Genomic DNA, 26944 nt, shown 5'->3' on the forward strand with positions numbered 1-26944 from the left:
CCTGGTGGTTTACCTAGACCGCCAGACTCGGCGGACCAAGATGAGCGCCCCGGCGATTACGGCAGCACCTGTCAAGACGATGCCGTAGTCGACCGGGGCCTTGCTCTTTCTCCGGCGATGTTTCGCCATACCCACCACCTCCTTCCTGGGCGCGATGTGTGGACCATGTCCATCGCCCCTCGGAAGGAAGTGAGCTCACAATACCTGCGTCTACCAACGACTTTCGGGCGCGTTCGCAAACTCGTGCGAATGCGCCCGTTTCACATTTTCCGGCCGTTCGCGCCTGGATTCCGTCCCAATTGTCGGTTCCGGTGTGGACACACCTTCGCCGAGATGCGCATAGCGGGAAAGGGACACATCAGTGCCGGATAGTGGACCGGGCACATAATCGCTGGCAACGTAACGGCCTGCGTTTCTTGATCGACAAATTCAGCGGACGAATTTCTCTCGAGCTGTACCAGAGACCTCAAGGAGCAACTGGATATGGAACGACTGAGCGTGACGCGTCGCCTCGCTACCGTTTTCGCCGCCACCGCGGTAGTAGCGAGTGTTTTTTCCGGTAATGCCACTGCCGAACCGGCGACGGTGGATTGGGCCGGTGCCGCCCAGCAGCTGCGGGCGGCGGCCGTGGGTAACCCCGAGGCCGAGCAGGCGGTGGATCGGCTGGTGGCCTCCGGGCAGGTGAACAAGGCCGGGCAGGTGGCACTGCCCGCGCAGCCGTTCCAGATTCCGGCGCAGTCGGATATCGGGCGCGGCGCTGGGCCGGGCGTCTACGGGTCCGGCATCGCACTCGGCCTCGACGGGTTCCGGTTCGGGTTCTTCGGCGGACCGGGCACGATCGCGCCGAACCAGGCGGGCGCCAAGCTGGAAGTGCTGTGGATCAACCTGTCCAACGGGCGCAGCGGCACCGAGGTGCTCTACGAGCACAACGACGTTCCGGTGGATACCACCATCAGGACCCGCCCGCTCGACACCGGCAGCGGCCTGATCGTGGCCGCGGTGTACGGCACCCTGTGGCACCGCTGGTCAGTGCCGGTGAGCGACGCGAACCCGGACGGATTCCAGTACCAGCGCGGCACCATCTCGGTCCCCTCGTTCGGCGCCGTCTACAACTGATCGACCGCTGCGACGGCCCCCACGGCACGGACCGTGGGGGCCGTCGCGTCCGCGGACCCGGATGACCTCTTGTCCGGAATTACGTAGTTCCGTAGCTTTTGTGGCGTGAGTCTGGAAGAGCGGGTTGCGGAACTCGAACGGCGGCTCAGTGACATGGCCGCCCCCAACGGCAACGGGCAGGAAGCGGCAACCGACCGATGGGCGGTGACCCGCCTGCACGACGAGTTCGTCGCGGCGGATGAGCCCAACGGCGGCGTCCTGTTCGCCGGTTCGGTGCGGCTGCCGACCGACGAGCACTACGGCTGGCAGGCGACCTTCACCACCGGGGACCTCATCGAGGACGACTGGGCCGAAACGGCGGAATGCCTTGCCGCGCTCGGGAATCCGGTGCGACTACGGCTATTGCGGGAGATCATGGGTGGCCGCAGGACGGCCGCGGAACTCGTCGGCCTCGAGGGCGTCGGCACGTCCGGGCAGGTCTATCACCATCTACGACAGCTTGCCGCCGTCGGCTGGTTACACACCGCGGGCCGCGGGCGTTTCGAAGTGCCCGCGGCCCGGGTGGTGCCATTGCTGATCGCATTGGCAAGCGCGCGGCGCTGACGCGATCAGTTACCGACCGAGATTCAGCCGCACTCTTGGTCAACCGCTCGGCCGCTCGAAAACCCGCCCGCCGAGGGCGAAAAGTGAGAATCGTTTCCCAGTCTGTGACCTGTCACACTTTGGACTGCTACGGTGGGCCACGCAATGCCGTTCGAGTTCGCTAGGTCGAGTGCCGACGCGAGATTCTGGTGGAGGTTTTCGACATGAAGGTGGCGCACGCTTTAGAGGCCGTAAAGGCGCTCGGAGTGCTCCGGTCCCGGGGTGTAAGCGATCCGCGCAAGCCGCTGGAAACGCTGCGCACGATCAAGGAATCACAAATATTCGGCCCGCAGGCCACATTGATCCGGCATTCCGCGCGCATTGCGCCGGACTCTCCCGGCCTGGCCGACGAGCGCGGCGAACTGACCTACGGGCAACTCGACGAGCAATCGACCGCGATCGCGCGGGGGTTGCAGGCGGCGGGGATCACCGAGGGCACCGTCATCGGCGTGTTGGCCCGCGATCATCGCGGCCTGATCCTGTCGATGGTCGCCGCGAGCAAGCTCGGCGTTCGGGTGGCACTGATGAACACCGGCTTCGCCAAGCCGCAGTTCGCCGAGGTCTGCCAGCGCGAGAAGGTCAAGGCGATGCTGCACGACAGCGAGTTCCTCGGCCTGCTCGACGCGCTGCCCGCCGACCTGCCGCGCTTCCTCACCTGGGTCGACGAAGGCACCGAATTGCCCAAGGGCGCACAGACTCTCGACGATCTGGCCGCGGCCAACTCGACCGAGGAGCTGCCGAAGCCGAGCAAGCCGGGCGGCTTCATCATCCTCACCAGCGGCACCACCGGCCTGCCCAAGGGCGCCACCCGCGTCAAGGTGTCCCCGCTGGCCACCGCGCAGTTCCTCGATCGAATCCCGTTCCCCAGCAAGGGCGCCCAGGTAATCGTGTCGCCGATCTTCCACAGCACCGGGTTCGGCACCTGGCTGGTCGGTATGGCCATGGGCAATAAAGTGGTGGTGCGCAGGCGATTCGACGCCGAGGCCACGCTGAAGCTGATCGCCGATCACCGGGCGGAGATGCTGGTAGCGGTGCCGACCATGCTGCACCGGATGACCGAATTGGATCCCGCGATCCGCGCCAAGTACGACACCTCCTCGCTGAAGTGCATCCTGCTCGCGGGCTCCGCGTTATCGCCGGAGCTCACCGTCAAGGCGACCCAGGTGTTCGGACCGGTCCTGCACAACCTGTACGGCTCGACCGAATGTTCCGTCGCCACCGTGGCCAAGCCGGAAGATCTGGCCGTGGCGCCCGGCACCGTCGGTCGCGCGCCGATCACCTGCGAGGTGCGGCTCTACGACGACAACGACAAGCAGGTCACCGCGATCAACACGACCGCGCGCATCTTCATCCGCAGCGGCACGCCGTTCGAGGGCTACACCGACGGTCGCAACAAGCAGATCATCGACGGCTTCATGTCCAGCGGCGATGTCGGCCACCTCACCGAGCACGGCCTGCTGATGGTGGACGGCCGCGACGACGACATGATCGTCTCCGGCGGCGAGAACGTCTTCCCGCAGGAGGTGGAGAACCTGCTGCTGGAGCGCCAGGACATCTTCGACGCGGCGGTCGTGGGGGTGGACGACGTGGAATTCGGTAAGCGATTGCGCGCATTCGTCGTTCCCGAGCCGGGACATACCCCTGACGGCGAGGAGATCAAGGCCTACGTCAAGAACAACCTGGCGCGCTACAAGGTGCCGCGCGAGGTGATCTTCCTCGACGACCTGCCCCGCAACCCGACCGGCAAGCTGCTGCGGCGGGTGCTGGTGGAGTACGAAGTGCCGGCCTGAGTGCGGACGGGCGACCCCTACTGGTTACCCACCGGTAGGGGTTGTTGAGATACGTGACACACCGGGTTACAGATGCTTGCTATTGTTAGCGACAGCACTGGATCCCGTAGCTGCGGTCCGCACCACCCACCGGCTCTCTCCCGGGTGGGACCGCCGGAAGGTTGTTGTCGAATGGTTGTCTCCTTCCCCGCGTTGAGTGGCACTGCCCGCAAGGCCGGAGTTTTCGCCCTCGGCGTGAACGTCATGGTCAAACGGCGGCTGTTCAATCCGCTCCGCCCTGACCACGCCGCACGGTCGGCGTTCAACGTGCTCAAGTTCGGCCCGTTCGCCGGGGTCGTCATGCACGCCGCACAGACCAGACCCGGGGCGGGCGCCATCGTCGACGAGGGCGGTGAACTGACCTTCGGCCAGCTGAACGAGCAGTCGAACGCCCTGGCTCGCGGCCTAGCGGCGCAGGGTTTGCAGCCCGGCGACGTGGTCGCGGTGCTCGCGCGCGACCACCGCGGCATGGTGTTGAGCCTGCTCGCCGCGGGCAAGCTCGGGGTGCGCACGGTGCTGATGAACACCGGGTTCGCGAAGCCGCAGTTCGCCGACGTGGCCGCCCGCGAAAAGGTGAAGGCGGTGCTGCACGACAGCGAGTTCCTCGACCTGATGAGCGCCATCCCCGCCGCTATTCCGCGGGTGCTCACCTGGGTGGACGCGAAGGACAATGCCGACCCGGCGATCCCGACGATCGAGTCGGTGAGCGCTGGCCAGTCCACCGACCCGCTGCCCGCGCCCGCGAAGCCGGGCGGCATGGTCATCCTGACCAGCGGCACCACCGGAACTCCCAAGGGCGCGCCGCGCGACCGGGTGAGCCCGTTCGCCTCGGCCCAGTTCGTCGACCGGGTGCCGCTGCCGCACAACGGCACCATGATCATGGCGGCGCCGATCTTCCACGGCACCGGGCTTTCCCAGTTCACCATCGGCCTGGCCCTAGGCAACCGGGTGATCTTCCAGCAGCGCCGTTTCGATCCGGAGCAGACGCTGGCGAATATCGTGAAGTACCGGGCCGATTCGCTGGTCGTCGTGCCGACCATGCTGCAGCGCATCCTCGACCTCGGCGACGAGGTGCTCGCCAAGTACGACCCGAGCACCATCAAGGTGATCTTCGCGGCGGGCTCGGCGATCGCGCCGGACGTCGTCACCCGGACCCTCGATTACTTCGGCGACAGCCTCTACAACCTGTACGGCTCCACCGAATGCGCCGTCATGACGGTCGCCACCCCCGAGGACCTGCGAAAGGCGCCGACCACTGCGGGCAAGGCGCCGGTCGGCATCCGGATCGTGCTGCTCGATGAGAACCGCAAGCCGATCACCGAGCCCAACGTCACCGGCACCATTTTCGTCGACAACGGCTTCGCCTTCACCGGATACACCGACGGCCGGACCAAGGAGGTCGTGGACGGCATGATGTCCAGCGGCGACGTCGGGCATTTCGATGCCGAGGGCCTGCTGTACATCGACGGCCGCGACGACGACATGATCGTCTCCGGTGGCGAGAACGTCTTCCCGCTGGAAGTGGAGAACCTGATCGCCGGACGCGAGGACATTTTCGAGGCCGCGGTGGTCGGCGTGGACGATCGCGAATTCGGCAAGCGGCTGCGGGCGTTTGTAGTGCCAGGCCCCGACTCCAAGCGGGATCCGCAGGAGATCAAGGACTTCGTCAAGGCGAACCTGGCCCGCTACAAGGTGCCCCGCGAGGTCATATTCCTCGACGAGCTCCCCCGTAATGCCACCGGCAAGCTACTGCGCAAGCCATTGATCGAGATGGAAATCGACCCGAGCTGACCGCCCGAACACCCGATTTCCCGTACCCGAGAGCGCAGGCGATTCGGCGTGCGGGAGGTCGGGGGTGGAGCGGCTGTGATGCGCACGTGATCGGCGCGGGCGAAAATCTAGATCGGTTTCCGGCAGTATTTCGGCCGTTTGTCTGGGGACAGATGGGCGCAATTCGTCGGCTACTATCAGCGCGTGAGTATCGAGTTCGGCCGGTCTGCTGCGGGGCAACGCAGCGCCGTCGCGCGTGTGCGCGGCGGTTCGGCGGGCGCGATCTCGGGGACCATTTCCGTTGCGGCCCATGGCTGGGCGTCCGCGGGCAGCTGGCCGGACACCACCACCCTGGCCTTGCTGGCGGCCGCCTCCGCCGTGATCGGTGCGCTGGTGGCCGGCCTCGCGCCGCTGCGTGACACCTCCGCCGGGCTGATCACCGCGCTCGTCGCCGGGCAGCTGCTCGGGCACGTGACCATGGGATTCGGCTCGGGTCACCTTCATCACGGCGATGCCCAGCTGACTCCGGCGATGCTCACCGCCCACCTGCTCGCGGCCATTGCCGCCGCCGCGGTGATCCGTGGCGCGGAAGCCGCCTACCGGTCCGGCACCGCGGTGCTCTTCCGCGTCCTTCGTCCGCGGCACCCCGCGCCCGTCGCCGACCCGGCCGCGCTGCGCATCACCCACCGTGACCGCGTCATCCTGCGCATCTTCGCCACCGAATCACTTCGCCCACGGGGTCCACCGGTCGCCCTCGCGAGCTGACTTCACCTAAACACCCGGTACCGAAACGCGCGTGCCTTTGCGAACACAGCTCGCGCCCCAGAACATTCAGCGCATCATCGCGGACGTCATCCATTGGCCTTCGGAGATAGCTCGGGACACACGTCGCGGTTACTCACAGAGGCAACTTTGCCGACCCTCGAGCTTTCTCGTATGCCGCCTCGGACAGCCGCGTAATCGATGAATCCTGTCGCCGACGACGTGCCGTTGCACGCGTATCGCGTGCCGCCACTCGCTCTTCGAGCGAGACTCCCCCACCCCACCGGGTTCCCCGACCTGCAGAAACGAATGACCGTGAGTACAACAAAAACAATCGACCCGGACGCCGAATTACCGGCCCCGCCCGCAGCGCCCGGCACGCAGGCCAGGCGCAGACCGACCGCTCGAAATGGGCTGTACGCGTTGGCCATGCGTCTGCACTTCTACGCGGGCATATTTGTCGCCCCGTTCATTCTCGTCGCCGCCGTCACCGGCGCGCTCTACGCCATTTCGCCGACGCTCGAATCGATCGTCTCGCGCGATCTGCTGACGGTCGAGGCGAGCGGAGCACCGAAGCCACTGTCCGAGCAGATCAGTGCCGCCGTCGCGACCCAGCCGCAGCTGGCATTGGCCGCGGTCGCCCCCGCTCCGGGCGCGGAGGACACCACCCGGGTGCTGTTCACCGACCCATCGCTGGGCGAATCCGAGCGGCGCGCGGTGTTCGTCAACCCGTACACGGCACAACCGGTGGGCGAGTCCGTCGTCTACGGCAGCTCGGGTGCGCTGCCGATGCGCACCTGGATCGACCGCTTGCATCGAGATCTGCACTTGGGTGAGCCCGGCCGCCTCTACAGCGAGCTGGCCGCGTCCTGGCTGTGGATCATCGGGCTCGCCGGGTTGGTCGTGTGGGTGCGCCGGGTGCGCACCCGGCGCAACCGGAATTCGGCGGGCTGGTTGTTCGCGCCGGACCGCTCGCAGAACGGCTGCGGCCGCACGGTGAACTGGCACGGCTCCGTCGGCATGTGGGTGCTGCCGATCGTCCTGCTGCTGTCGGCGACCGGCATGAGCTGGTCGACCTACGCGGGCGCGAACATCACCGAACTGCGTCAGCAGCTGAGTTGGACCACTCCGGCGGTCACCACGGCTCTTCCGGGATCCGCTGCGCCCGTGCATGATTCGGGCGGCGAGCACCACGGTGGCCACCAGGCCGCACCCGCTCCGGCCGATCCAACCGAGCGGATCGCCCAGGTCGACCGGGTCTACCGGACCGCGCGCGCCAACGGCCTGACCCAGGCCGTCGAGATCGGCATCCCGGCCGAGCCGGGCCGGGCATTCGCGGTGAAGGAACGGCGGATGCCGGGCACCTACACGGTCGACGCGGTCGCCGTCGACGGCGCCACCGGATCGGTCACCGATCGACTCGACTATGCCGACTGGCCGCTGATGGCCAAGCTCACCAACTGGGGCATCCAGTTCCACATGGGCCTGATGTTCGGATTGCTCAACCAGCTTTTGCTGCTGGCGGCCATGGTCGGGCTGATCACCGTGCTGCTGCGCGGTTACCTCATGTGGTGGCGCAGGCGGCCGACCCGCAGCAGCTCAGGACGGCTCGCGATGGGCCGGGCGCCGCGGCGGGGCGCGCTGCGCAGAAGCTCGCCGTGGCTTGCCCTGCCGGTGGTGGCCGCGGCCGTGCTGATCGGCTGGTTCGCCCCGCTGGTCGGGATCAGCCTGCTCGCCTTCCTCGCCGTCGACGTACTGCGGGGTCTCACGGCACGGATGCGCGCCGCGTAGCGGCTGACGATTCCGGGAGTTCCTCTCCGGATGAGGCGGTCTGGCCAGCGCTGTGCTGTGCGGCGGCCAGGCCGTCTCGACCGGAGAGGAACCGGGTGCACCCCGAGTGTGCTTGCGGTATCGCGGAACTCGGGGTGCGGGTTCGGCGAGCCGAGTGTCAAGTGTCGGCGCATGGCATCTACCTCCATTTCTGCTGGTGCGTACTGGTTCAGCTAGTGGACTCCGCCGGGCTTACGCGTAGAGCCTGGCGATGAACGCCTGCATATTGGCGAGCATGCGCTCGACCTTCTGCTCGGGGTTCAGGTTTTCCCGGTACCGGTTGCCGAGCGCCGGGGTCTTCTTGCCGCGCGCGTACAGCGGACAGGCCAGATCGGTGCACATGTAGGTGCCGATCGTGTTGCCTTTGCGACCGGACGGACCCGCCTTGGCGGCGGTCAGCAGGGAAACACCGCTGCCGGTGTGCGTGGTCAGGCAGATCGAACACATCTGTGCTCGACCGGAACCACCGGTTTCGTAGCGCAGCGCGATCCCGATCAGCTCGCCGTCGTCGTTGGGGACGACCAGATAGCACCGGCCGGGCAGCGACGGGTCGCTCCAGCCGAGGAAGTCGAGATCGTCCCACGGGCGCTCGTCGAGCTCACGTGGCATCGGCAGGCGTTTGGCTTCGGTTTTGGAACAGTTGATGAACGACGACCTGATGTCGCGTTCAGTCACTGGTTTCATGCGCTTTCACTCCATTCTGATCTTGTAGGTGGACAAACCGGAGTGACGTTACGGTGCCGGACACGCATCCAACAACCGCATTTCCGCCCGTCATACCTGCTGGTCAGTTCGCTGTGAAGAGAATCACCAGACCGGTCGGTCGCTTAATAATGGCGGCGGTTATGCGGTCGCCACGCTGTTTGTCTGCGACCTGGCCGGGTATGTCGCGGATGTCCTGAGTCGCCACGACGGAGCGACCGAGTTAGTGCCCGCCCCGGCGAGGCTGCAGGGTCGGGCGACGAAAGGGGTACATGTGAGTACGTTGGCCGCCACCGTAGACGTCGAGGTACCAGTCCGCACCGCTTACAACCAGTGGACGCAATTCGAAACATTCCCCCTGTTCATGGAGGGTGTGGAAGAAGTGCGCCAACTAGATGACAAGCACACGCATTGGCGGATCCACGTCGGTCCGTCGACGCGCGAATTCGACGCCACCATTACCGAACAACACCCGGACGAGCGGGTCGCCTGGAAATCCGACAGCGGCCCGGAGCATGCGGGTGTGATCACCTTCCACCGGCTGAACGACACCACCACCCGGATCACCGCCCAGATGGAGGTCGATCCGGAGGGGTTCGTGGAAAACGCCGCCGACAAGCTCGGCGTGCTGAAGCACCGCGTCAATGGGGATATGCAGCGCTTCAAGGAGTTCATCGAAAACCAAGGTCACGAAACCGGCGCCTGGCGCGGGGACATCCCACGTCCGGACGCCTGAGGCGAAAGGCAGCCAGTCATGGCAACATTCCAGCCGAACGCGACAACCACCGAATGGTCCCCGACCCGGATCGCGGCGCTCGCCGTAGGCGCCGTATTCCTGCTGGTCGGTGTCCTCGGCTTCATCCCCGGCGTCACCACCGACTACGACACGATGAGCTTCGCCGGACACCACTCCGACGCCAAGCTGCTCGGCGTGTTCCAAGTCTCGGTGCTGCACAACATCGTGCACCTGCTGTTCGGTGTCGCCGGCCTGGTCGCCGCGCGCACCGCGGTGGCCGCCCGCTGGTTCCTGCTCGTCGGCGGCGCCATCTACCTCGTCCTGTGGCTGTACGGCCTGGTCATCGACCGTGGCAGCGACGCGAACTTCGTTCCCGTCAACGAAGCCGACAATTGGCTGCACTTCGGCCTCGGCCTCGGCATGATCGCCTTGGGTGCAGTGCTGCCTCGGCTGGCCGCGCCGGGTCACGGCACCCCGGCAGTCCGATAGTTACCGCGACACAACCGAATACACAAGGAAGCCCCGCCCGGTATGTCCGGGCGGGGTTCCCGCGCGTTAGGGGGTTTCCGACGGCTCCTCCGGGAGTTCCGCGGCAGGCGCCTTCTTCGGCACGGCGATCGGGCGCAGGACAACCCAGGTGATGAAGAGCAAGGACACGACGCCCATGCCTATCCCCGCCCACAGGTTGACATTGATGCCGCCGGTCTTGGCTTCGTCGGCGGCGGTATGGCTGACCAGACCGGTGATGATCAGAATGACCGCGTAGCTACCGAGTAGGGCGCCGACGATGGTGCGGATGTCGAAAAGCATTGCGGCTCCTTATCCGACGATGATGTTGAGGGCGATGACCAGGGCGAGGGCGATACCCGCCAGCAGCACCGGACGCTGATACCAAGGCAGCGAATCCTGATCCGGGTCGGTGCGCACTTCCTTCGGCGTTTCCGAGTAGACCAGGCCGACCAGCTCGGCGACAGGCTTGGGCTGGGTCACCTGGGTGACCAGCACACTCACCACGATGTCCACCACGAACGCCACACCGGCGGCCACGAAACTCGAACCCTGACCGGACAAGTGGAACACCTCGGTCTGATGCAGGATGAAAACCACGATGGCGGAACCAGTTCCGCAGACCAGACCCATCCAGCCCGCGGTCGGTGTCATCCGTTTCCAGAACATGCCGAGGATGAAGGTCGCGAACAGCGGTGCGTTGAAGAAGCTGAACAGGGTCTGCAGATAGTCCATCATGTTGCTGAAGCTCGACGCGATGAACGCGGTGAAGATCGCCGTCACCGTCGCGCCGATGGTGGCCAACCGCCCGACGGTCAGGTAGTAACCGTCCCGGCGATCCTTGCGCACGTACTGCTGCCACAGGTCATAGCTGAACACCGTGTTGAACGCGGAAATATTGGCCGCCATGCCCGCCATGAACGCCGCGAGCAGACCGGCGATGCCGACCCCGAGCAAGCCGTTCGGCAGCACGTCCTTCATCAGATACAGCAATGCCTGGTTATAGGTGGTATCACTGCTGAAGTCCGGATCGGCCGTCTTCGCCGCCTTGTACTCGCTCATCTGCGGCACCAGCACCGCGCTGATCATGCCCGGAATCACGACGATCAACGGGATGAACATCTTCGGGTAGGCGCCGATGATCGGGGTACGTCGGGCCGCGGAGATGGAGTGCGTCGCCAACGCGCGCTGCACCTCGACGAAGTTGGTGGTCCAATAGCCGAACGAGAGCACGAACCCGAGGCCGAACACGATGCCGATCACCGAGAGGATGTTGTCGCTGAATCCGCTGAGCTCATTTCCCGGCCACGAGTCCAGTTGCGCCCCGCCGCCAGGCGACGCGGTCACCTTCTCCTGCAAACCATCCCAGCCGCCCACCTTGTGCAGACCGACCAGCGTGAGCGGCAGCAGCGCGGCGACGATGACGAAGAACTGCAACACCTCGTTGTAGATCGCCGCCGACAGCCCGCCGAGGGTGATGTAGGAGAGCACGATCGCCGCCGCGACGACAACCGACACCCACAGCGGCCAGCCAAGCAGCACGTTCAGGATGGTGCCGAGCAGATACAAATTGACGCCCGCGATCAGCACCTGGGCGATCGCGAAGCTGAGCGCGTTCACCAGGTGTGCGCCGGTGCCGAAGCGCCTGCGCATGAACTCGGGCACGCTGCGCACCTTGGAGCCGTAGTAGAACGGCATCATCACCACGCCGAGGAACAGCATCGCGGGTATCGCGCCGATCCAGAAGTAGTGGAAGGTGGGAAAACCGAACTGGGCGCCGTTTGCCGACATGCCCATGATCTCGACCGCGCCGAGGTTCGCCGAGATGAACGCGAGGCCGGTCACCCAGGCGGGCAGCGAGCGCCCGGACAGGAAGAAGTCGATGCTGGACGAGACGCGCTGCCTGGCCAGCAGGCCGATGCCGAGGACGAACACGAAATATAAGGCGACAATGAAGAAGTCGACCGGCGTCGCGTCCAGTCGGAGTGTCGACGACGCGTCTAAATAGGTCGACGCCGTCGACCGCGATTCGGCGGCGAGCAGCGCGGACGTCAGAACAGGTGAATCGGCAAGCGGCACAGCGTCCCTCCTGGCGGTCAAACCGGGCGTCGAGCGAGATCCTTCATGGTGCGAAATCGTGCGTCTACGGGTACAGCGTGGCGCGCGCGACTCCCTCGTCGCCGGCCGAATGGTGTCGGCTGACACCTACTCTGCGTGATTGTGCCTCACTCGCGGGCCACAATCGTGCACAAAAAGCTGGGCGGTCGTTCAGTCGGCGCGGTGTGCGCCTGCCGCCGGACCGACGACAAAGGTGCGTGGCTCGGCAAAGCCCGAGCGAGCGAACCGAATCCGCACGGCATCCATCACCGCGCCGGTGTGTTCGCGATCGACGAGGGCGAGGACACTGCCGCCGAATCCACCACCGACCATCCGCGCGCCGTGCGCCCCCGCGTCGAGCGTCGCGGCGACGGCGGCATCCAGCGCGGGGGTCGACACCTCGAAATCATCTCGCAGCGAGGCGTGGCCCTCGGTCAGGATCGTCCCGATGGACCGCGGGTCCTGACCACTTCGCAATTTCTCGGCAACTGTCAACACGCGCGCGTTCTCGGTGACCACGTGCCGAGCCCGGCGACGCAACACCGCGTCGGATATCCGGCCCACCGCTGCCACGGAATCGATGTCGCGCAGCGCGGGCACACCGAGTTCGGCGGCGGCAGCCTCACATTGAGCACGGCGCTCGCCGTAGCCGCCATCTACCAGTTCGTGTGGCTGGCCGGTGTCGATCACCAACAGCGCCAACCCGAATCGTTCGATATCGAACGTAATCTGTTCGTGGCCAGCCGAATTCGCATTGGCACCAGCTCCCTCTGCCGCGAACCGGCGGATGTCGAGGAACAGCGCGTGACCGGCGGTGCAGAGGATCGAGGCCGACTGATCCAGCAAACCGGTCGGCGCGCCGACGTAGCCGTTCTCCGCCGCGCGGGCGAGGTCGATCAACTCACGGTCGGTGACAGTGGGCGCGAACAGATCTCGCAGCGCGATCGCCACCGCACAGGACAGCGCCGCCGAGGAGGACAGCCCGGCGCCGATCGGCACCGCACCGTCCAGCACGAGATCGACCCCGGCGATCCGATGGCCGCGCCGGACGAATTCGGCAACAACGCCGAGCGGATACCGCGACCAGCCCGGCACCCGATCCCGCTGCGCCGCAAGGTCGGCCACCGCGACGAGTACCGTCTCGTCCGGCCGCTGCCGGGAGACCACCCGCACCCGACCGTCCCCGCGCTCCGCCGCCGCGCACTCGACCACCAGCGGCAGCGCGATGGGCAGCACGAAGCCGTCGTTGTAATCGGTGTGCTCACCGATGATGTTGACCCGCCCCGGCGCTACCCACGTCTGCACTGGTACCTCGCTGTCTGTCGTGTCCTCTGATCCCGTCGTCCCGGCGGGCGCCGGAATCGAGTCGGCCTGCCACACGTTACGAGACACGCCGCAGGAGCATTGCTTTCACGCTCCGGAGGTGCGCGATTCGTTTTCGTGCCGCACAGTCGATTTTGACGTAATACCGGCCTGCAAATTGGGCCGGGCTTTCTGGGAGGGCATTATGATTCACACCACCCCGCACAGCGGGCTAGTGGGGCCGCGCGGCCGCTTACTCGGGCTGCCGTGGATAGATCGACTACGCCCGCCCGCGGGCCGGGCGATCGCCGGGTCGCCGCTGACGATCGAGATAGGCGCCGCGACGGGGGCAGGACCGACAGCGATGTCGGCCTTCGATGCGGCACTGCGTGAGCTGGGAGTAGGTGATGCCAACTTGATTCGACTGTCGTCGGTCATCCCGCCACGCGCCACTCTGGAACGCACCGGACGGGTGCGCAAACCGATCCCGTGGGGCGACCGCCTCTACTGCGTCTACGCGGCACAGCACGCCGACGAACCGGGCCGGACGGCCGCCGCCGGAATCGGCTGGGTGCTGCGCGACGATGGTTCCGGCGCAGGCCTTTTCGTCGAGCACGAGGCCGAGACCACCGACGAGGTAGCGGCCCTGATCCGGTCCAGCCTGAACGACATGACGCGCAACCGTCCCGAAAGTTTCGGCCCGGTCCGGCTGTGCACGACCGAAGCCCGCTCCGACGGCAGCCCGGTATGTGCGCTGGTGCTGGCCGCGTACCACACCACGCCGTGGGGCTGGCGCCGATGAAACCTTTCCACGTCACCATCGAAGGCAAGATTCCGGACGACCGGATAGACGTATTCCAACGCCTCTACGAGGAGGCATTCGGGCCGTTGCGCACCAAGGCGATCGCCAGACAGGTGTTGCATCCCGACGAATTCCGCGCGGAGATGATCGATCCCCGCGTGGACAAGCATGTGGCGCGGCTGGAATCCGGCGAACCGGTCGGGGTGACCACCCTGACCAAGCATCTCGACACCGTCCCGTGGATCAGCCCGCATTACTTCACCGCCCGATATCCGGAACACGCCGCGCGCGACGCGATTTATTACGTCGGTTTCACCCTTGTTACGCCAAGTGCGCGACAAGGGCTCGCATTTCATGCCATGATCAAATCAGTTGTCCAGGTTCTGGTTGCCGAGCGCGCTGCGGTCGGTTGGGACATTTGCTCGTACAACAACACTCGGTTCTCGTTCGCCGACAGCATTCGTGCGGTGCTCGACAAACAGGCGAACGTCGAGGTAGTGGTGGAGGATTCGCAAATCTACTACGCGGCTCGGTTCACAGGGGATGGAGCGACCAAGGGGGGCTGATGACAGTCAGCGAAGAGCAGCCGACAGGCCAGCGGTACCGTTTCCGAACACGGTGGTACGCACTGCTTCTCGGGGGAAGCGCGGCCGCGATCGCCGTCCATGTGACGGTCGATTCGCGGCTGCTGTCGTTTGTGACGATGGCGGCCATTCTCGCGGGCACGCTCGCCATGATCGGCTTCGGCCTGTGGGCGCACCGTCCGACGCATCCGTTGCCCTGGTATCTGTTGTCGGCCTCGGCGGTCCTTTCGGCAGCGGGCGCCGCGCTGCGCGACGGGTCCGACCATGCGTTGCATCCGATCGATGACGTGTTCACCCTGCTCGGCTATCTGGGTGTCGGCCTCGCGGCACTGATCTGGTTGCGCCCGCGCCGAGTCCGCAGCAACAACGACCTGCTGCTCGACTCCGGATTGATCGGCCTCGGCGCGCTACTCGCGTCCTGGACGTTCCTCATCTCGCCGATCCTGCAGGCGCACGACACCATGCTGAACACCTGGGTGGCGGCGACCTATCCGGTGTTGGACGCATTGCTGCTGACGCTTGTCGCGCATTCGGTGGCCACCTCGACCCGCTCGGAAACCTCGCTGCGGCTGTTGCACGTCGGGCTGGTCCTGGCGCTGCTCGGCGATCTCGGCTACAGCCTGGACACGACGGGCTCGGTGACCATCGGCCGCGAGATGCTGATGGCGCCCTTGCTCGCCGCGTACGCGACGGTCGGTGTCGCGGCGTTGCATCCGACGATGGCAAGTCTCGGAACCCCGCGGCAGATCCACCCGCACCATTCCCGTCAACGCGCCAGCTTCATCGCGGTGGCGTTGATCGTGGCCTCGCTGGTGCCGGTGGTCGGCTCCTCGCTCGGCACGCTGGACCGGGTGGTGGTGTCGTCACTGTTCGCGCTGTTGCTCATCGGCGTGCTGGTGCGCAGCGAGCGCGCCATCGTGCGCAGTTCCCGCAGTGAGCGGCGCGCCCAGTACCAAGCCGATCACGACACCCTCACCGGACTGCTGAACCGATCGGCCCTGTTGCGCGCGCTGAATCGCAACAGCGAGCGCTGGGCAGAGCAGCCGCTGTGCCTGTTGTTCATCGACCTGGACGGCTTCAAGATGGTCAACGACAGCTATGGCCACGCGGTCGGCGATGAGCTGATCGCGAACGCCGCCTCGCGCATCCGGCGGGTGGTGCTGCGCGATGATGTGGTCGCGCGGTACGGCGGCGACGAATTCGTGGTGCTGTCCCCGCTCGGCCGGCCGGAGGCGGCGATGCTCGCCGAGCGGCTGCTCGGGGCGTTCGTCCGGCCGTTCGAGCTGAGTGCGGGCGAGATACCGATCACCGCGAGCATCGGGATCGCGTGCGGCTGTCCGCGCAGCACCGAGTCCACCGTCTACGACCTGATCAGGGACGCGGATTCGGCCATGTACCACGCCAAGGAATACTCACTCGGCTACGCATTCCACGACGATGCGCGGCACGCGTCCGACTCCATGCGGCACCCGTCGAACGACCCGGTGCGGCACCCCGCCACCGACGCGGGCCGGCGGATCTGGCGCACGAGCCCCAGATCCACCAGCACCGCGGTCTGATCGAAGCGCACAGCCGCGGCGGTACGCCTAGTCGACCAGCTCGTCGAGCAGCCGCCTGGCCGCCTCCAGCTCGGCCTGCAACTGCTTGACCTTGGCCTCCTGCGCTTCCCGTGCCGCGTCCAGGATGCCTGCCACCACGTCGGCCACCTCCGGGTGCAGGATCTTGGCGGCCTGCGCCACGGCGGAACTTGGCACCGCGAGACCGCGCACCGCGCGCTTCTTGCCGCTGACCACGTCGACGGACCATTCGCCGTCGGCGGTGCCGGTCAATGTCACGGTGACCTCGGCCGCCTTCGCCTTCGGTCGAGCGGGCGCCTTGGCGGCCTTGGCGGTACCCGCCGGGGCCGGCTTGGTCGCTGGCGCCTTGTTCGCGCCGCCGTCCTGTTCGTCCGATTCCGGGGTGCTCGCAACGGGTTTCGGGACTACCGGTGGCGGGGCGACAGAACTAGGGGTGGTCGGTGGCGCAGTGCTCGTCAAGGTCGACGGCTGGGTCACGGGTGATTCCTTCCTGGTTGTCGACTTCGGCTGGGCAGTGGAAACGGTCGCCGCCCCTCGGGGCGGCTTGGTCAACGTCACTTCTGTCGGAGAAAAGGACAGTACATCCTTCGATCCGGTGGGCCGGACCTGCAGGAAGTCTCCGTCGGCCGGGTCGCCGAGGGAGATCACCTTTCCCGACCGTCCTTCCGGCACGCCCACCGCGGCAGCGGTGAACCACACCATGGGCGGGCGGCCCCCGGCGATATCCGCGGCGATCCGCTGAATCTCGCTGTCCGACAATGGCTTGGGCTTGGTTTTAGGCGACGGCATGGTGACTCCGAGCAATATTCGTGGATGGCTGCGTGCACAGATGATGCCGCACCGCACCGACAGATTCGCAGGCCGCTACGAAATCGAGTCCCAGAACACGATTTCCGGGCGGCCAGCGAATCCGGAGCTACATCCGGCGGACGCACGAATCGCCGCGTCGCTCAGGCGTCCGTGACGGGAGCTTGCAGGGCGGGGAACCAAATATCGGTGAGCACCTCGGCGGCGCTCTCGGCGGAGACATTGATGGTGCCCTGGACGGCCCAGCGGGTGAAGAAGCGCTCGAGTTGGGCGACAAGCAGTTCCACGCGCAGCCGCGCCTCGTCCGCGCGGTCGGCGGGCCAGCGCGCGAGGTAGGAGGTCATCGCGTTGGGCAGGGCCAGTATTCCGTTGCGGGCGATCTCGCGGAATTCCGGCTCCAGTGCCGTCGCCTCGTCCCAGGCGGGTAGCAGGTCCTTGTACTCGTGGAACCATTCGATGGCGCGAGTCACCCAGGCGACGAACTCGGCGCGCGAGCCGGTGTCCAGTACCCGATCCAGGTCCTCGTAGAAGTGCAGGGCGCTCGGCGCGGTGCTCTGTTCGGCGATCGCGCGCAGCACCTCGAGCTTGCCGGGGAAATGCAGGTAGAAGGTGGCGCGGCTGCACCCGACGGCGGCGGCGATGTCGTCGACCCGCACCGCGGCGTAGCCACGGGTGCTGAACAGCTCCTTGGCACCGGCCATCAGCCGGGCCCTGGTCTGCTGTTTCTGCTCGTCCCGCAGGCTGCTGCCCGCCGGATTCGGGTTCGTGCGCAACGGCTACCTCTTGTCGGTCGAAAGTTGTGCTGACGTGCGACTTTCGCTGAGCAAGTCTACTGATGCCCGCACCATGTACCGCCTTCACTAGACAATACGTCATTAACTAGACACGCTGTCTAGCCAGTGTTACCTTGTTGCCTACGTCACTCCGGAAGCCCTCGCTCCGGACGGTTCCGGTGCGATCGCACCACCGCAGGCAGGTGACGGCCCGCTCAGCACGAGGACTGTGAATTGACTCAACGCACTCTGCCCCGGGTATGCGTCATCGGCGCGGGCCCGTCCGGGATCACCGCCGCAAAACGCTTGCAGGACTACGACATTCCGTTCGACGTGTTCGAGGCCTCGGACGAGGTCGGCGGCAACTGGTATTTCAAGAACCCGAACGGCATGTCGGCCTGCTACCAGTCGCTGCACATCGATACGAGCAAGTTTCGGCTGGCGTTCGAGGACTACCCCGCACCGGCGGACTGGCCGGATTTCCCGCACCACTCGCAGCTGTTCCAGTACTTCAAGGACTACGTCGACCATTTCGGCTTCCGGGACAAGATCCTGTTCGACACCAAGGTCACCGCGGCCGAACGGCAGGAGGACGGCCGCTGGCTGGTCACCGCGAGCGATGGGCGCACCCGGAATTACGACGTGCTGATCGTCTGCAACGGCCACCACTGGGATCCGCGCACCCCGGACTACCCCGGCGAATTCGACGGCGTGCTGATGCACAGCCACGCCTACAACGATCCGTTCGATCCGGTCGATATGCGCGGCAAGAAGATCGTGGTGGTCGGCATGGGCAACTCCGGACTCGATATCGCCTCGGAGCTGTCGCAACGGTTCGTCGCGGAGAAGCTCACCGTCTCGGCTCGGCGCGGCGTCTGGGTGCTGCCGAAGTACGTGCACGGCAAGGTCGGTGACAAGCAGAGCGTCCCCGCGTGGATTCCGCGCAAGGTCAGCTTGAAACTCAAGCAGCGCTTCGTCCGAAAGTTCCGCGGCGACATGGAGTTCTACGGCCTGCCCAAACCCGATCATCGGCCGTTCGAGGCACATCCGTCGGCCAGCGAGGAATTCCTGCACCGTGCGGGGTGCGGTGATATCGCGTTCAAGCCCGCCATCACGGCGCTGGAAGGCCCGCGCGTGCGCTTTGCCGACGGCAGCACCGAGGAGGTGGACGTGATCGTCTGCGCCACCGGATATCACATCAGCTTCCCGTTCTTCTCGGATCCGAAGCTGGTGCCGGACGAGCACAATCGCATGCCGCTGTTCAAGCAGATGATGAAGCCCGGCGTGGACAACCTGTTCTTCCTCGGTTTGGCGCAACCGCTGCCGACGCTGGTGAATTTCGCCGAGCAGCAGAGCAAGTTGGTCGCCGCCTACCTGACGGGCAAGTACCTGCCGCCTTCGGAGGAGGAGATGAACGCGGAGATCCGCGCGGCCGAGCAGCGCAGGACCGGCCGCTACTACGACTCGCCGCGGCACACCATCCAGATCGAGTTCGAGCCGTACGTCCGCGATATGCACAAGGAAATGGCCAGGGGTGCGAAGCGCGCCGCCGCGAACGGCTATGCCCTGCCGGTGCCCGCCAGGGCGCTCGAGAACGTGTGAGGGACAGACGATGACGATCTCGGGATTCTGTGCCGACCAATTCGCGGACGTACGGGAAGAATTGGCGAACCAGCTGGCCGCGGGCGAGGAACTCGGCGCGGCGATCTGCGTGACGGTCGACGGCGAACCGGTCGTCGACATCTGGGGCGGGCACCGCGATATCGAGCGAACCGCGCCGTGGACCGAGGACACCTTGGTCAATGTGTTCTCGATCAGCAAGACGATGACCGCGCTGTCCGCGCTGCTCCTGGTCGACCGCGGCGAGCTGGACGTGCGGCAGAAGGTCGCGCACTACTGGCCGGAATTCGCGGCGAACGGCAAGGGCGACATCGAGATTCGGCAGGTGCTCGGGCACACGTCCGGCGTGTCCGGCTGGGAACGGCCGATCGAGCTGGCCGACATCTACGACACCGAAGCGGCGAGTGCCCGGCTCGGGGCCCAGCCGCCGTGGTGGGAACCGGGCACCGCATCGGGCTATCACGCCCTCAACTACGGACACCTGGTCGGCGAACTGATCCGCCGGATCACCGGCCGCACCCTCGGGCAGTTCTTCGCCGAGGAACTCGCCGGTCCGCTGGGCGCGGACTTCCACATCGGCACCGCGCCCGAACAGCACCACCGCATCGCACCGCTGGTCCCGCCGCCGATGCTGGAGTTCGACATGGCCCTGCTCGATCAGGAGTCCATCCTGGTCAAGACCCTCACCAGTCCCCTGCTCGATATCAACGAGGCCAACAGCACCGAGTGGCGGCAGGCCGAGATCGGCGCGGTGAACGGCCACGGCAATGCCCGTTCGGTGGCGAAGATCCAGTCCTTGGTCGCGTGTGGCGGCGAGCTCGGTGGCCGAAGGTTGTTGTCGGAGCAGACGATCGACCTGATCTTCGAGCAGCAGTCCGACGGCGCCGATCTGGCGCTGCTGTTGCCGCTGCGCTTCGGCATCGGCTACGGGCTGCCGCAGCGACAGACCGCGCCCCAGGTACCCGACGGCCGCGTCTGCTGGTGGGCCGGGCTCGGCGGCGCCATCGTCGTCAACGACCTGGAGCACCGAGTCACCTTCGCCTACACCATGAACAAGATGGCGCCTGGCCTGATCGGCTCCGCCCGCGCCGACGCCTATTTGCAGGCCGTGTTCAGCGTGGTGCGAGCCGGGGCGAGGGTCAACACCTGATGCGGGCATTGCAACTCACCGAGCCCGGCGTGCTCGAGCTACGCGAGGTGCCGATTCCGGAGATCGGCCCGACCGACCTGCTGCTGCGGGTCGGCGCGGCGGGGATCTGCCATTCCGATCTCCATGTGCTGCACCTGCCGTTCCGCATCCGCGACGAGCCGATGACCCTCGGGCATGAGGTCGCGGGCACCATCGAGGCGATCGGCGCCGAGGTCGACGGCCGCTCCATCGGTGACCGCGGCATCGTCTACCTGTGCTGGTCGTGCGGCGCGTGCCGGGAGTGCGTGCGCGGCAACGAGAACGTCTGCCTGGCCGCGGGACGCACCGCGATGCCACCGTGCCCAGGACTCGGCCCGGACGGCGGCATGGCCGAGTACATCCGCGTTCCGGCAAGCTCTTTCGTGCCGATCGGTGATCTCGACTTCGGGCAGGCGGCGCCGCTCGCGGATGCGGCACTGACCAGCTATCACGCGATTCGTGGTGCGCGCGAACACCTTCGGCCCGGCTCGGTCGCGGTGGTGATCGGCATCGGCGGACTCGGCCATGTCGCGGTGCAGATCCTCGCCGCGACCAGTGCGACCCGAGTGCTCGCGGTCGACGTCCGCGCGGACAAGCTCGACCTGGCCGCTCGGTGCGGCGCGGCGGAAGGCCTGCTCGCGGGCCCGGACACCGCACGCCACATCCTCGAGCGCACCGACGGACGCGGCGCGGACGCGGTGTTCGATTTCGTCGGTGTCGACCAGACCGCCACCCTCGCCGTGGAATCGGTGGCCCCGAACGGGGCCTACCGGATGATCGGCCTCGGCGGCGGCGCACCGGAGATCACGGCGGGTCCGGCGGGCGGGCCGGGGTGGCCGTGGGGCGCCTCGATCCGAAAGTCATACGGCGGCACCAAATCCGATCTGATCGAGTCCGTCGCGCTGGCCCATTCCGGCAAGCTCAGGATCGAGATCGAGCGCTATGACCTGGCGGCGGGCCGCGAGGCGCTAGACCGGTTGGAGCGCGGTCTGGTCACCGGCCGCGCGGTATTGGTTCCGTAGATGAGGAAGTGCGGTAGATGACAGAGCCTTTCGACGCGCAGGCGTTCGCCGCCGCCGCGGCGGCCCGGCTGACCGGTCCCGGCGGGCGGTTCGAGATGGTGGTCGAGGATGTGCTCGGCGCACCGTTGCCGGTACTGCGGGATCGGCAGAAGTCGCTCGGCGCGGTCCTGGCCGCATCGACCACCTGGGGTGATCGCGACTACCTCGTCACCGAAGATCGCCGGATGTCGTTCACCGCCCACGCGGCGGCGGTGGGTGCGCTGGCCAGGGCGCTGCGCGACCGGTACGGCATCGAAAAGGGCGACCGGATCGGCATTCTGGCCGCGAACACCCCCGAATGGGTCATGACGTTCTGGGCGGCACAATGCCTCGGTGCGATCGCGGTGGGGTACAACGCATGGTGGACGCCCCGCGAAATCGCCTACGGTGTCGCGCACACCCGGCCCGCCGTGCTCGTCGTCGACGCGAAACGCGCGGCGCTGCTGGCAGAACTGGATATCCGCGTACCGGTACTGACAATGGCGGACGAACTGCCCGCGCTGATCACCGAATTCGGGGCAGGGGCACTCCCGCTCGCGCAGGTGGATGAGGATGATCCCGCTGTCATCCTCTACACCAGTGGGACCAGTGGACGGCCGAAAGGCGCGGTGCACTCGCATCGAAACCTGGTGGCGGTCATCGGCTATCACCTGTTCAACGACGCGCTGACCGCCGAGTTCACCGGCGCGACCCAGGTGCCGAGCGGACGCCGGTTCCTGCTCACCTCCCCGTTGTTCCACATCGCCAGCCTGCACAATCTGGTGGTGCCTCGGCTGGTGACGGGCGATGCCGCGGTGCTCTATCAGGGCTCGTTCGATGCCGACCGGGTGTTGCGCCTCATCGAACGCGAACGGATCACCAACTGGGGCGCGATGCCGACCATGGCCACCCGCCTGCTCGAGCAGGACCTGTCCCGGTACGACCTGTCCTCGCTGAACTCGTTCTCGCTGAACTCGGCGCCGTCCTCGGCGGCGCTGCAAAACCAACTGCGCGAACAACTTCCGGTGGCCCGTACCGCACTTGTCACCAGCTACGGGCTCACCGAGTGCAGCACGGCCGCCACCCTCGCGAGCCCCGCCGAGCTCGCGGCATTCCCGGATACGGTGGGACGCCCCGTCATCGGGGTCGCCGTCGAGGTCCGCGACAGCGCGGGCAACCCCGTCCCGGACGGCACGGAAGGCGAGATCTGCGTCCGCGGTCCGTACGTGATGCTCGGCTACTGGGACGACGAGGCGGCGACCGCGGCGGCCATCACCAGGGATCGGTGGCTGCGTACCGGCGATATCGGCGTGCTGACCGACGGCAGGCTGCGATTGTCCGGGCGGCGCTCGGATCTCATCCTGCGTGGCGGTGAGAACGTCTACCCCACCGAGATCGAACAGTGCCTGGAGGAACACCCGGCGGTGCGCGAGTGCGCGGTCGTCGGCGTGCCGGACGCCGATCTCGGCCAACAGGTTGCCGCCCTGGTTGTGGTCGAAAATTTCTCGGCGACAACCGAAGACGAGCTGCGCGCCTTCATGGCGGAACGGATCGCCTACTACAAGGTGCCCGCCCGCTGGCGGCTCACGACCACGGCGCTCCCGCGCAACGCGACCGGCAAGGTGGTGCGGGCGGGCCTCGAGGTGTGAACGCCTCAACGCGTCCCGGTAGCGCTGAACTCCCAGCTCACCGTTGACGAGGCCCGTAAAATTGCCAGTGGATCGGTGCGACATGTTCGCCCGGCCGCTCGCAAGGAGTCAATGTGGACGTATTCGAGCACCAGGGCAGGGCTGTGGCCTTCGACCGCGCCGGTAGCGGCGCGCCGGTGGTATTCCTGCACAACGCGGGCACCCAGCGCCATATCTGGGACGACCAGGTGTCGGCGTTGCAGCGCGACCACGAGGTGTTCGCTCTCGACCTCCCCGGTTACGGACAGTCCGAGCAGCCCGCCGACGGCTATCGCCTCGCCGACTATGTGCGCATGCTCGGTGCCTTCCTGGCTGCCCATCGGCTCGCCGACGTGGTCCTGGTCGGCAATTGCCTCGGCAGCGCCACCTCCTTGGGCTACGCGATGGAGCATCCGGACCGGGTCAGTGCTCTCGTCCTGATCAACCCGCTGACCTGGGACACCGTCAGCTCAGGGCAGTCGGCCGGGCTGGCTTGGGCGGACGCCAGGCTTCCCCTGGCGCCGCTGGCCCGCAGGCTCGCGCTGCCCGGCCCGGCCGTCTCGCTGATCGTCGGAAACCAGCTCGGTGCCCGCGGTCGCCGCCAGGATCTGCAGCACTCCCCTCGGCTGCGCGCCCACTGGTCCGACCGCGGCCGCCTACAGGCGCTACACGGCTTGGTCCAGGACTTCCCCGCCTACGCCGCCTTCGACAGGTTCACGCCGCCGCCCGGCTTCCCACCGATCTGCACGCTCTGGGGGCAGCAGAACCGCATCCTCTCGGCGCGCGCCGGCGCCCGCCTCGCGCGCAGGCTGCACGCGCACCCGGCCGTGGAGCTGCCCGACTGCGGCCACCTGCCGATGGTCGAGGATCCGGACAAGGTCACCGCCGTCATCACCGATTTCTTGGCGACGACCGGCCGGGCCCACGTCCCGAAGGCCGTCGGCGGATCCTGAGGGCTCGGCTCACAGCGGCGCGGCCGTCGGGTACAGCGCCGTGAAGCTGGCCGAACGCACACCGCAACCGGCGCATTCGAATTCGACGCCGAGGGTGAGCAGCCAGTGGATGCGGGTGTGACACGTGTCGCACATGAAGTCGACCCCCTCGGCATGGCAGCAGGGGCGTTTGCGGACGGACCATTCCGCCCGATGTCGGCATGGCACGGTATCGAAGCGGAAGGTACACGCGGGCGCGGCCGGGAGCGGGGCGACGATCGCCTCGAAAGTCATTGGGGCCGTGGCAGAGTTCATCGGCGGTACCTTCCGGCGGGACAGCGCTTGTAACCGCGGGATCCGCTCGGATCCCACACTCTGCTGATCGTTAGCTAAATAATTGCCGTTACGCGGTGTAGATTCGACGTCCGATACGTCCGCTACTGCCCGTCAGCCGGGTTTGATGAGACACCTTCCGGGAACCCGGTCGAATAGAGCCGTCGAGGAAAGGGATCCGTCATGTTGTTACGCCGACTTGCCCGCCCGCTATTGGCCACTGTCTTTGTCGTGGAGGGTGTCGATACGTTGCGGCGCCCGGAAACACGAGTCAAGGCGGCGACCGAGCTGGTGCAGCGAGGCCAGCGTCAGCTGCCCGAGCAATACGCCGCGAAGCTGCCGAGCGATCCGGGAACCGTCGTACGGATCAATGCGGGCGCACAGGTAGCGGGCGGTGTGCTGCTCGCCCTGGGCAAAGCGCCACGCCTGGCCGCGCTGGTCTTGGCCGCGACCGTCGTCCCGGCCACCGTCACCGAGCAGGATTTCTGGAACGAACCGGACCCGGCGCAGAAGGCGACCAAACGCAAGGCGTTCCTCAAGGACCTGGGGTTGCTCGGTGGACTGATGATCGCCGCCGCCGATACCGAGGGCAAGCCGTCGCTTGGCTGGCGCGGCAAGCGGGCCGCCCGTGACGCCGCCGCGACCGTCACCGCGGCACTCCCGTTCGCCGGATCCTCCGACGGAGCCACCGCCGAGGTGCTGAAGCGCCGGGCGCACGAAGTCGCCTCAGCGGCAGGCAGTCTCGGCAGCGCCGCGGCCGCCAAGGGCTCCGAGCTCGCCGGGACCGTGCAGCAGCACGGACCCGAATGGGCCGCTGCCGCAAAGGAACACGCGGCGCCGCTGGCGGAGACGGCCAAGGAACGTGGCGCGGAACTGGCCGACGTCGCCAAGCACCGCGGCGCGGAACTGGCCGAGCTGGCGAAGGAGCGCGGACCCAAGTGGGCCGAGTTCGCCAAGGAACGCGGTGCCGAGTTGGCCGAGCTCGCCAGGGAACGGGGCGCGGAACTGGCGGACGTGGCCAAGCACCGCGGCGCGGAATGGGCCGAGCTCGCCAAGGAGCGCGGCGCGGAGTTCGCCGAGGTCGCGCGGGAACGCAGTGCGGAGTTGGCGGACACCGCCCAGAAGCGTGGACCCGAACTCGCCGATACCGCGCGCAAACGCGGCAGCCGGTTCGCGGACACCACCCGGCACCGGGTCGAGAAAAGGCTCAACTGAGCAGTCTTCCACCGAAATCTAGGCCGTCTCTTCATATCCCGGCGCAGTGTCGGCCAGCACGGCGTCCAGCGACCGCACCCGATGGAAGCTGGGCGCCAAGCCGGTGACCTCCAAGGCGCGGTCCACGGACCGCGCCTTGGTGATCAACACCATTCGGCGGCGGGTCATTTCGGCCTGCTTCTGCGCGTCGACCAGGACCCGCAATCCGGCCGCGGCAAGAAAAGTAACCGGCGAAAGGTCGAGCACGACCATCGCGGATCGGGCACCGAACACCCGGGAAAGTTGGTCACGGAGGCTCGGCGCGGTGCGCAGATCGATCTCGCCGTCCACCAGGATCATGGCGATGTCGCGGCGCGGACGACACACCGAAAACCGAAGCACATCAGTGACTTCCAACACGGACCGGTCCAACGGCGCGGCGGTTCGCCGCACTTCGTCGTTGATGGACATATGCCGACTCCTCGGTCCGCCACCGCACGGGACAGACCTGTCTACCTAGTGAAGCATGGCAGGTCAGCTCTGTACAGCGTTAGAGTTGGAGTGTGATGGCAAGCGACGACGCGGTTGTCGGGGCACGCGAACGGATACTGGCCACCGCGTACAACCTGTTCACCCAGCGTGGCATCCGAGACGTCGGCGTCGATGAAGTGATCGCCACGGCGGGTATCGCGAAAGCGACGCTGTACCGGCACTTTCGCACCAAGGACGAGCTGATCCTCGCGGTACTCGCCCGCCGCGAACTGGTGTGGACCTTCGGCATGGTCGAGCAACGGTCCCGCCAGCTCGGCAATACGGCGGAGGAGCGACTGCTGGCGATCTTCGATGTCTTCGACGACTGGTTCGGCACTGAAGGATTCGAGGCATGCACGTTCATCAATGTGCTGCTGGAGATGGGTCCGCAGCATCCGGCAGGCCGCGCGAGCATCGACCACCTCGACACCATTCGCGGCGTGGTCCGCGGGCGCGCCGAAGAGGCAGGCCTGCGCGACCCGGACGACTTCGCCAGGTCCTGGCACATTCTGATGAAGGGCTCGATCGTGTCCGCCACCGAAGGTGACCGGCACGCCGCGCGGCGGGCACAAGCGATGGCACGGGCGCTGATCGACAGCCATCGGGTCGAACCCGCGGCCTGA

26 protein-coding genes are annotated in these 26944 nt (G+C 66.8%); 18 read left to right on the forward strand and 8 right to left on the reverse strand.

The genetic code is table 11. From position 1 onward, the window contains the following. Positions 1–483: 483 nt before the first annotated feature. The 6 genes from KV110_RS32925 (at position 484) to KV110_RS32950 (ending at position 7910) form a co-directional block, all read left to right on the forward strand. Positions 484–1116: a hypothetical protein gene (locus KV110_RS32925; protein WP_218471060.1), complete on the forward strand. Its 633-nt coding sequence runs from the start codon at positions 484–486 to the stop codon at positions 1114–1116. Positions 1117–1221: 105 nt separating this feature from the next. Continuing rightward, positions 1222–1719 (forward strand): ArsR/SmtB family transcription factor, encoded by a 498-nt coding sequence (locus KV110_RS32930; protein WP_218471061.1) that lies wholly within the window; start codon positions 1222–1224, stop codon positions 1717–1719. 203 nt (positions 1720–1922) lie between these two features. Then, positions 1923–3548 carry an acyl-CoA synthetase gene (locus KV110_RS32935; RefSeq protein ID WP_218471062.1) on the forward strand — a complete coding sequence of 542 codons (1626 nt, stop codon included), beginning with the start codon at positions 1923–1925 and terminating at the stop codon, positions 3546–3548. Between the two features lie 171 nt (positions 3549–3719). Then, complete coding sequence (locus tag KV110_RS32940; RefSeq protein ID WP_218471063.1) at positions 3720–5378, forward strand: acyl-CoA synthetase; 1659 nt, start codon at positions 3720–3722, stop codon at positions 5376–5378. Between the two features lie 183 nt (positions 5379–5561). Continuing rightward, on the forward strand, positions 5562–6122 hold the full coding sequence (locus KV110_RS32945; RefSeq protein WP_218471064.1) for a hypothetical protein: 561 nt from the start codon (positions 5562–5564) through the stop codon (positions 6120–6122). Positions 6123–6428: 306 nt separating this feature from the next. Beyond that, positions 6429–7910 (forward strand): PepSY-associated TM helix domain-containing protein, encoded by a 1482-nt coding sequence (locus KV110_RS32950; protein WP_218471065.1) that lies wholly within the window; start codon positions 6429–6431, stop codon positions 7908–7910. Positions 7911–8141: 231 nt separating this feature from the next. On the opposite strand, the gene KV110_RS32955 is transcribed toward KV110_RS32950, so the two are convergent. Beyond that, positions 8142–8633 (reverse strand): FBP domain-containing protein, encoded by a 492-nt coding sequence (locus KV110_RS32955; RefSeq protein ID WP_218471066.1) that lies wholly within the window; start codon positions 8631–8633, stop codon positions 8142–8144. Positions 8634–8925: 292 nt separating this feature from the next. Here KV110_RS32955 and KV110_RS32960 point away from each other — a divergent pair, with 292 nt between their 5' ends. Next, entirely contained in the window at positions 8926–9387 is a 462-nt protein-coding gene (locus tag KV110_RS32960; protein ID WP_218471067.1) for an SRPBCC family protein, read from the forward strand. A gap of 18 nt (positions 9388–9405) precedes the next feature. After that, a complete protein-coding gene (locus tag KV110_RS32965; protein WP_218471068.1) occupies positions 9406–9876 on the forward strand; it encodes a DUF4383 domain-containing protein in 471 nt (156 codons plus the stop codon). 66 nt (positions 9877–9942) lie between these two features. Here KV110_RS32965 and KV110_RS32970 read toward each other — a convergent pair whose 3' ends face one another. From KV110_RS32970 to galK, 3 genes are all read right to left on the reverse strand, one after another. Continuing rightward, entirely contained in the window at positions 9943–10197 is a 255-nt protein-coding gene (locus KV110_RS32970) for a hypothetical protein (RefSeq protein ID WP_218471069.1), read from the reverse strand. A 9-nt stretch (positions 10198–10206) separates the two neighbouring features. Then, positions 10207–11937 carry a sodium:solute symporter family protein gene (locus KV110_RS32975; protein ID WP_218479193.1) on the reverse strand — a complete coding sequence of 577 codons (1731 nt, stop codon included), beginning with the start codon at positions 11935–11937 and terminating at the stop codon, positions 10207–10209. 225 nt (positions 11938–12162) lie between these two features. Further along, positions 12163–13296, reverse strand: coding sequence for a galactokinase (gene galK / locus KV110_RS32980; protein ID WP_218479195.1), 1134 nt, complete (start codon positions 13294–13296; stop codon positions 12163–12165). 202 nt (positions 13297–13498) lie between these two features. Between galK and KV110_RS32985 the strand changes: the two genes are divergently transcribed. Genes KV110_RS32985 through KV110_RS32995 form a run of 3 tightly spaced genes read left to right on the forward strand, consistent with a single transcriptional unit; the run spans position 13499 to position 16238 of the window. Further along, positions 13499–14095, forward strand: a complete 597-nt coding sequence (locus KV110_RS32985; RefSeq protein WP_246634135.1) for a pyruvoyl-dependent arginine decarboxylase — start codon at positions 13499–13501, stop codon at positions 14093–14095. After that, positions 14077–14661, forward strand: coding sequence for a hypothetical protein (locus KV110_RS32990; RefSeq protein WP_246634136.1), 585 nt, complete (start codon positions 14077–14079; stop codon positions 14659–14661). The genes KV110_RS32985 and KV110_RS32990 overlap by 19 nt, the downstream gene beginning before the upstream one ends. Beyond that, positions 14661–16238 carry a GGDEF domain-containing protein gene (locus KV110_RS32995; protein WP_218471070.1) on the forward strand — a complete coding sequence of 526 codons (1578 nt, stop codon included), beginning with the start codon at positions 14661–14663 and terminating at the stop codon, positions 16236–16238. Before KV110_RS32990 ends, KV110_RS32995 begins: the two co-directional genes overlap by 1 nt. Before the next feature lie 27 nt (positions 16239–16265). Here the strand turns inward: KV110_RS32995 and KV110_RS33000 are convergent, their stop codons facing one another. Both KV110_RS33000 and KV110_RS33005 read right to left on the reverse strand, forming a co-directional pair. Beyond that, entirely contained in the window at positions 16266–17045 is a 780-nt protein-coding gene (locus tag KV110_RS33000) for a DUF6319 family protein (protein ID WP_218471071.1), read from the reverse strand. A 161-nt stretch (positions 17046–17206) separates the two neighbouring features. After that, the gene (locus KV110_RS33005) at positions 17207–17836 is read right to left on the reverse strand and encodes a TetR/AcrR family transcriptional regulator (protein ID WP_218471072.1); all 630 of its coding nucleotides are present in this window, start codon (positions 17834–17836) and stop codon (positions 17207–17209) included. A 234-nt stretch (positions 17837–18070) separates the two neighbouring features. On the opposite strand from KV110_RS33005, the gene KV110_RS33010 reads away from it, so the two are divergent. The 5 genes from KV110_RS33010 (at position 18071) to KV110_RS33030 (ending at position 24284) form a co-directional block, all read left to right on the forward strand. Beyond that, on the forward strand, positions 18071–19438 hold the full coding sequence (locus KV110_RS33010; protein ID WP_218471073.1) for a flavin-containing monooxygenase: 1368 nt from the start codon (positions 18071–18073) through the stop codon (positions 19436–19438). A 10-nt stretch (positions 19439–19448) separates the two neighbouring features. Then, positions 19449–20606 carry a serine hydrolase domain-containing protein gene (locus KV110_RS33015; protein WP_218471074.1) on the forward strand — a complete coding sequence of 386 codons (1158 nt, stop codon included), beginning with the start codon at positions 19449–19451 and terminating at the stop codon, positions 20604–20606. Further along, positions 20606–21646 (forward strand): NAD(P)-dependent alcohol dehydrogenase, encoded by a 1041-nt coding sequence (locus KV110_RS33020; protein ID WP_218471075.1) that lies wholly within the window; start codon positions 20606–20608, stop codon positions 21644–21646. Before KV110_RS33015 ends, KV110_RS33020 begins: the two co-directional genes overlap by 1 nt. A 17-nt stretch (positions 21647–21663) precedes the next feature. After that, positions 21664–23313 (forward strand): steroid-24-oyl-CoA synthetase, encoded by a 1650-nt coding sequence (gene casG / locus KV110_RS33025; RefSeq protein ID WP_218471076.1) that lies wholly within the window; start codon positions 21664–21666, stop codon positions 23311–23313. Positions 23314–23426: 113 nt separating this feature from the next. Then, positions 23427–24284 (forward strand): alpha/beta fold hydrolase, encoded by an 858-nt coding sequence (locus tag KV110_RS33030; protein WP_218471077.1) that lies wholly within the window; start codon positions 23427–23429, stop codon positions 24282–24284. 9 nt (positions 24285–24293) lie between these two features. On the opposite strand, the gene KV110_RS33035 is transcribed toward KV110_RS33030, so the two are convergent. Next, complete coding sequence (locus tag KV110_RS33035) at positions 24294–24578, reverse strand: hypothetical protein (protein WP_218471078.1); 285 nt, start codon at positions 24576–24578, stop codon at positions 24294–24296. Positions 24579–24779: 201 nt separating this feature from the next. Between KV110_RS33035 and KV110_RS33040 the strand changes: the two genes are divergently transcribed. Continuing rightward, on the forward strand, positions 24780–25811 hold the full coding sequence (locus tag KV110_RS33040) for a DoxX family protein (RefSeq protein WP_218471079.1): 1032 nt from the start codon (positions 24780–24782) through the stop codon (positions 25809–25811). 18 nt (positions 25812–25829) lie between these two features. Here KV110_RS33040 and KV110_RS33045 read toward each other — a convergent pair whose 3' ends face one another. Further along, positions 25830–26261 (reverse strand): STAS domain-containing protein, encoded by a 432-nt coding sequence (locus KV110_RS33045; protein WP_218471080.1) that lies wholly within the window; start codon positions 26259–26261, stop codon positions 25830–25832. 95 nt (positions 26262–26356) lie between these two features. Between KV110_RS33045 and KV110_RS33050 the strand changes: the two genes are divergently transcribed. Beyond that, positions 26357–26944: a TetR/AcrR family transcriptional regulator gene (locus tag KV110_RS33050; protein WP_218479199.1), complete on the forward strand. Its 588-nt coding sequence runs from the start codon at positions 26357–26359 to the stop codon at positions 26942–26944.

Source organism: Nocardia iowensis, assembly GCF_019222765.1.
Lineage (GTDB): Bacteria > Actinomycetota > Actinomycetes > Mycobacteriales > Mycobacteriaceae > Nocardia > Nocardia iowensis.